The organism is Sulfurimonas sp., assembly GCF_016744025.1.
Classification (GTDB): domain Bacteria; phylum Campylobacterota; class Campylobacteria; order Campylobacterales; family Sulfurimonadaceae; genus Sulfurimonas.
Genome location: NZ_JADGFC010000135.1, coordinates 1 through 6,352, shown reverse-complemented (window position 1 = coordinate 6,352; position 6,352 = coordinate 1). Strand labels below are relative to the sequence as shown.

The window sequence follows — 6,352 nt, the reverse complement described above, 5'->3', positions numbered from 1 at the left end:
TACACTCATATTTAATCCCTATATTTTCTATTTCAATTTTATCATTTTTGAAATAAGAAAACAAATTTTACTGGTTCAGTTTTAGGGGTTCATTATATAGTATTACAAAGTTCAAATTTGATATTAGTTTTAAACCCTATAGTTACATCACTCCAAGTCTTACCTTGGTGAAGATCAAAACAAGCTTCATTGATAGAACTTAGGGCTTTAGAAGCACTAAAGTCTATAAGATCTATATTACCAGTTGCACTTAAATCACCTTTGTTAAAAGAGTACTTCATTGGTACATTTTTTGTAACACCATTCATAGTTACTGAAACACTCATTACGCCAGTTTTTGGCTTACCGTGCATACGTTTATCTGACTTAATATCTACTATCTTAGCAGTGATATTTTTAGTACTCATTTTTTCAAAGAAGAACTTAACAAGTTTAACATCTCTACCACTATTTTTAGAGTTAACACTTGATGTATCAATAACTACGCTTGAACCTACAAGTATCTCACGGAAGTTATTTCCCTTTGGAGCAACTGCTGTGTATTTCACACTATCAAACATTCCACCAACACCTGCTTTTGCTGGTGTTTTATAAGCCTTCCAACTTACACTAACATCTCCATCTTGACTCAAGATGCAAGAGCCACCTTTTTTTCCCATTTCACCAGCACTTGATATAGTAGCAAGTAAAAATAAAGCTATAAAAAACTTAATCATATTGATTCTCCTTTTGTGTTATTAGAGTATAGCCTTGTAATATAAATATTAATTAAACTTAATGGTTTAGTTTTCTCTGTTATACTTTATATATGAATCCATTAATATTTTTCACAGCCTTTTTAGGCGTTTTTATCCTGCTTAACATGTATATTTCAAAAAGACTTATATCAAAACTAGACCTTAAAGATAAGTATAAACTATATCTTCGCATCTTTTTAGTTGTAAACTTTTTTGGAATCATTGGTTATATGCTTGGTCGTTATTATGTTGATATTCCTAACTGGTTGTACTTTTTGTTTTCACTTCCTATAGGTATATTATTTTTACTATTTTGTACTGCTATTATCTACGATATTTCAAGAGTAATACTTCATCACTCTCCTGTGTCTCAAAAACGTAGAAATTTCTTTAAACGCTCACTTGATGTTTCTTCTCTTGTAGTTGCATCGTCACTTAGTGCAAGAGCTATGTACGAAGCTAAATATGTTAAATTAGAAAAAGTAGATATTAAGATTAACAAACTAAAGAAATCATATAAAATTGTCCAACTTAGTGATGTACATATCGGAGGACTTATTGATAAAACATTTATTTATAATATTGTTCAAAGAGTAAATTTCTTAAAACCAGACTTAGTAGTAATTACTGGCGACTTAGTTGACATTGACATAATTCATGCACAAGAAACACTAGCAGAGTTAAAGAACCTAAAATCTAAATATGGAACTTTTTTTATAGTTGGAAACCACGAATATTTTCATGGAGTGGGTACAATAATAGATGCGATAAAGGCTCTTGGAATAAGAGTACTAGAAAATGAAAATGTCTACATAGGTGATGATGGAGAAGGTTTTAACCTTGCAGGTGTTTATGATGTATTTGGTTATAGAACTAAATCTTACATGCCAGAGATAAAAGATGCAATTCGTGGATTAAAAGATTCACCTACAGTACTACTTGCGCATCAACCTAGATATATAGAAGAAGTTACGCATAGTGTTGACCTAATGTTAAGCGGTCATACTCATGGTGGTCAGATTTATCCATTTAGATTTCTTGTAAAACTTCAACAACCTTATGTAAGCGGTCTTCATCAACACAATAAAGACTTACAAATATATGTAAATAAAGGCACAGGTTTTTGGGGACCACCTATGAGATTAGGTGCAAGTTCTGAGATAACGGACATAACTATTAGTCCGTGACATCTCTCAAATTATCTCTAACAGATAAAAATTCATCTAAATTATCAAAAAATATGTCTATAAGCTTAGGGTCAAAATGCTCACCTCTTTCTTCTTTAAATATTTTAAATATTCTTTCATCACTCCAAGCTTCTTTATAAATTCTAGATGAACCAAGCGCATCGAATACATCTGCTAAAGCAGTTATTCGACCATAAATATGTATTTCTTCACCCTTTCTTTGATTTGGATATCCTGTTCCATTCCATTTTTCATGATGTTCATATGCTACTATTGCTGCCATTTTGAGTATTGGTCGGTCTGATACATTTAACATATCATATCCAAGCTGAGCATGTGTATCCATTATTTTACGTTCGTTTTCATTAAAGCGACCAGGTTTATTTAAAATAGCATCTGGTATAGCAATTTTTCCTATATCATGCATAGGACTTGCTTGCTTTAACATCTCAGCTTCTTTTTCTTCAAGGCCGTAGTGTAAAGCAAATATTTTGGAATACTCGGCAACTCTTTTAACATGATTACCAGTCTCTTTAGATCTAGATTCTCCAATAGCACCCATAGTAAATACAACTTCTTTTTGAGTATCTTCTATCTCTTTTTGAAGTGCCTCAACTTCTGCAAATTTACGCTGTAGCTCATCATATTCTTGTTGCTGTCTTTTGTCACTTCTCGCCATAATTTTATCTTGTCTTTTTACATCTTTAATAAGTTTTGTTGTTGTTTTAGCAAAACTTTCTTGTAAAATTTCTATTTCGTGAATAAGTCTATTTTCATGTATTATCATTTTAAATTCCTATTTTTCAACTAACTTAATCTTTAAACTTTCAAAATCCTCTATAAAATCTTCTCCAGCTTCTTGGGCACTTACATTTTCCCCATCATATATCCAGTTGACTGTTATTGTATGCTTTTCACAGTTTTCTTCTAGTAAATCGAAAAAATCAAAGAAAAGCTTTGAACTACTAGAATTGAAATATATTATTTCCATATTTATAGTTGTTGTTCCAAATTCATTAACTTCAAAGTATTCTTCTAACCATTTTATCATTGGTTTATAAAATTCAAATGTATTCTCTGGGTATGATTTTCCAACCAAAGAAATAATTCCTTTAGCATCTAAGTTTATCTCAGGGGTGTATTTTGTTGCTTCAAATATTAGATTTTTCATTATTCTACGTCCTCATAAGTAGCTATGTGAGCTTTCACATGGAAATAAAATTTATTTTTGTTTATTTCTTTAAATTTATATTCTATTTTCGTACATTTTTTTGCTATTTCATAAAAACCTATTCCACCACCTTTACCATGGGTGTTTTTACCATTTTTACGTAGTTCTCTATACCTTTTTTTGATGCCTTCTTTATCTAAAGATTCTATTTCTTGGAGTCTTGGTTCTATCTTATCTTTATCTTCAATAGCAACTATGTTTTGACTGTCTATAAAGTAATTACCTTTAATATCCTTACTGACTAGGATTAATCCTTCAGGTTTGATATCTCTATTTGTCAGGTCTTTTGTCTTAGAATAATTCATCATGTTTTGGGAAAGTTCTATAAATATTATAAATATATTATTAGAAATATTCATTTTCAAATCATTATATTGAGCTTCTTTTTCTAAAGCTTCCGTCATGCCAGATATGAGTTCTTGGGATAAAAAACCACCATAGCTTAAAAAAACAATTCCATCTTCTTCTACCATGTGCTGTATATGGTTTATATTCATATTATATTTCCTTTACTTAAGTATTACAAATTATATCTTAAATCCAACTAACGTTAAATCATCATTTCTATCTTCATTACCTTGATAACGTTCTATTGTATCTAGTAGTATTTTCTTTTGCTCAGTCAAACTCTTAGATTGATTTTCTTGTATCAAAGCACTAAACATTTTTTTACCAAAAGGAAAACCTTTTTCTCCACCATTTTGGTCAAGGTAGCCATCAGTTGGCAAGTAAAATTGCATTCCTTCTTTTATATGAATAACATGTTCTTGGAACTCAAAGTTAATATCAGATTTTTTATATCCTACTGATTGACGAGAACCTTTAATAGTTTTTAGTTCATTTTCTTCTATATAGAAAAGTTGTGTTTCTGCACCTGAAAATTTAATAATTTTATCTTTTTTGTTATAATATAAAACTCCTCCATCAAAACCTGCATTAGAAACACTATCTTTGCTCTCTTGTTGTAAAAGTTTTTTCATTGTTTTATTAAAATAACTCAATATCCAAGCTGGACTAACATCAATATCTTTGTCATTATTTATTTTAACAACAACTTGTCTTTCTATAGCTTTAACTAACATAGTAACAAAAGCACCTGGCACACCATGCCCAGTACAATCTACAACCATAAGAAGACATTCATCTTTAATTCTCAACTCTTCAAAAAGATACACATCACCACCAACAGTATCTTTTGGCTGCCAAATTGTTAAATGATCAGAAAAATATTCATCAAATAATAATTTATCAGGTAATAATGCATGTTGAATTAATGAAGCATAGTCTATAGAATCTTGGGTATGTTTATTTATAGATTCAACTTCTTCCCTAATTTCTTCCAAGGCTGTTATATTTGTAAAAACTGCTGACTTCAGACTTTCAGCACTGGGAATCTTAGCTGCGGTTACTGTAAATATATTTTTAATATTATTTTCTATAATAACAGCTTTATGGATTTTATCAGGATTATCAATTATATAATCAATCCATATTTCATCATTATCCATTCTGCTTTGTAAAAAACCTACTTTAGCATTTTTATCAAAAGTTTCACATATACTTCTTCCATAGTTTTTTATAAATTCATCTACAGTTTTCACATTGTAAAAATCATAAAAAGTTTTATTTCCTGTAACAAGCTGAATTCCATCAGTTGTGATAACTATTTGTTCTTGAGAGTCTAATACTGCATCAAGAAATAGTTTACTTCTTTGAATCTCTTCTTTTGCTTCCATACTATCTTGAATATCTAGATTTACTCCATTAAACTTTGTAGGTTTTCCATCTTTATCATATTCTTGGATACTTCCTACAGTACTTGACCACATCCATGAACCATCAGATTTTCGAAGTCGGTAGGTCAGTTCATACTTTTGTATTTCTCCGTTGATATACGCTGTTCTAACCCTATTACTACGCTCCACATCATCTGAATGTACAAGTTGTTTAAACCATTCAAAACCACCTTTTAATGGTTTAAATATTTTATCTTCATACCCTGGCATAAGTACTTCATTTACATCATATCCCAGCATCTCTACAAAAACATCATTTACTAGGAATTCATCCACTTGCGGGTTAATTGTCCAAAAACCTAAATTAGCATTCTCCGAGACAAAAACCATTTGTTTTTGATTTTCTTTAATTTTATTTTCAAGTTCTTTTCTACTTGTTATATCTCTAACAACTGCATAAAGATAAGGTTCTTTATTTAATATTATTGGAGAAAGTACAACTTCTGCATTAAATATTTTTTGACTATCTTTGCGCATATGAATCCATTCAAATGTTTGAGTTCCATAATCAAAAACATTTTTTATACTCATTTGAATAACATCTAAACTTAACTCACCTCTTTCTTGCATTAATGGAGAATAGTCTTCTGATCTTGTGCCTATAAAATCATCTTTTGATTCAACTCCAAACATCTTAAGAGTAGGTATATTACAATCAACATAAGAACCATTTTTGTTCATAATGGCTATGCTATCAGGAGATGCTTCAAAAAGAGTACTTAATCTATTCTCTATCTCTTTACGTTTAGCAATCTCTTTTACCATTTTTCTATTCCAAAACATTATAGCTAATAGAATTATTAATAAAGAACTACCCACTTTCCATAAAAGAGAATAATCTACTACCTCTATATAATCTTGCTTTATCCAATTGTTTAAAATATCGACATGTTCTTGCTCCCCTATTGCATCTATTGCTTTGTTTAAAATACCAACTAAGGGGATATAATCTTTACGGACACCAAGTCCTAGTGTGGTTGTAAACTTAGTTTTACCTACTACTTTTACATTACTTAGACTATTCTTTGTAGTATTGTAACTTCCTAATGCAAAAGTACATAGAAGAGCATTTAATCTGCCGGTTGAGATACCACTTATCCCATCATTTATATTATCTACAAGTATAAATTTTATTTCCGGGTATGCTTTTATAATTTTATCTGTATACCCATAGTCTTTTACAAGAGCAATTTTTTGATTTTTGATTTCTTCTAAGCTTTCTACATAAACATGTTTATCATTCATAATAATAACAATGTCATTCTCTATATATGGTTTTGTAAAGATCAAATGTTCTCTATTTGATTCTGTAATTCCGGATAAAATGTCAACATCCTTGTTTTTTGATAATTTAATGGAATCATTCCAAGAAGCTGTAGGAATACGATCAAACTTTATACC

At 30.0% G+C, this 6,352-nt stretch carries 6 protein-coding genes; 1 reads left to right on the top strand and 5 read right to left on the bottom strand.

Annotated elements, in window-relative coordinates; all coding sequences use genetic code 11:
• Nucleotides 1-92: 92 nt before the first annotated feature.
• Nucleotides 93-716, bottom strand: a complete 624-nt coding sequence (locus QZZ48_RS13455) for a YceI family protein (protein ID WP_294966721.1) — start codon at nt 714-716, stop codon at nt 93-95.
• Between the two features lie 92 nt (nt 717-808).
• Between QZZ48_RS13455 and QZZ48_RS13450 the strand changes: the two genes are divergently transcribed.
• On the top strand, nt 809-1,924 hold the full coding sequence (locus tag QZZ48_RS13450) for a metallophosphoesterase (RefSeq protein ID WP_294966720.1): 1,116 nt from the start codon (nt 809-811) through the stop codon (nt 1,922-1,924).
• Here the strand turns inward: QZZ48_RS13450 and QZZ48_RS13445 are convergent.
• The 4 genes from QZZ48_RS13445 to QZZ48_RS13430 form a co-directional block, all read right to left on the bottom strand.
• Nucleotides 1,914-2,711, bottom strand: coding sequence for an HD domain-containing phosphohydrolase (locus tag QZZ48_RS13445; RefSeq protein WP_294966719.1), 798 nt, complete (start codon nt 2,709-2,711; stop codon nt 1,914-1,916). The genes QZZ48_RS13450 and QZZ48_RS13445 overlap by 11 nt on opposite strands.
• A gap of 9 nt (nt 2,712-2,720) precedes the next feature.
• Nucleotides 2,721-3,095, bottom strand: coding sequence for a DUF1987 domain-containing protein (locus tag QZZ48_RS13440; RefSeq protein ID WP_294966718.1), 375 nt, complete (start codon nt 3,093-3,095; stop codon nt 2,721-2,723).
• Nucleotides 3,095-3,652 carry a SiaB family protein kinase gene (locus QZZ48_RS13435; protein ID WP_294966717.1) on the bottom strand — a complete coding sequence of 186 codons (558 nt, stop codon included), beginning with the start codon at nt 3,650-3,652 and terminating at the stop codon, nt 3,095-3,097. Before QZZ48_RS13435 ends, QZZ48_RS13440 begins: the two co-directional genes overlap by 1 nt.
• Before the next feature lie 30 nt (nt 3,653-3,682).
• The coding region (locus tag QZZ48_RS13430) for a transporter substrate-binding domain-containing protein (protein ID WP_294966716.1) at nt 3,683-6,352 on the bottom strand (2,670 nt) is incomplete at its 5' end.

What these genes read in the sequence shown, in the direction of transcription:
- QZZ48_RS13455 (WP_294966721.1), bottom strand. Translation starts at nt 716, where the DNA reads ATGATTAAGTTTTTTATAGCTTTATTTTTACTTGCTACTATATCAAGT.
- QZZ48_RS13450 (WP_294966720.1), top strand. Translation starts at nt 809, where the DNA reads ATGAATCCATTAATATTTTTCACAGCCTTTTTAGGCGTTTTTATCCTG.
- QZZ48_RS13445 (WP_294966719.1), bottom strand. Translation starts at nt 2,711, where the DNA reads ATGATAATACATGAAAATAGACTTATTCACGAAATAGAAATTTTACAA.
- QZZ48_RS13440 (WP_294966718.1), bottom strand. Translation starts at nt 3,095, where the DNA reads ATGAAAAATCTAATATTTGAAGCAACAAAATACACCCCTGAGATAAAC.
- QZZ48_RS13435 (WP_294966717.1), bottom strand. Translation starts at nt 3,652, where the DNA reads ATGAATATAAACCATATACAGCACATGGTAGAAGAAGATGGAATTGTT.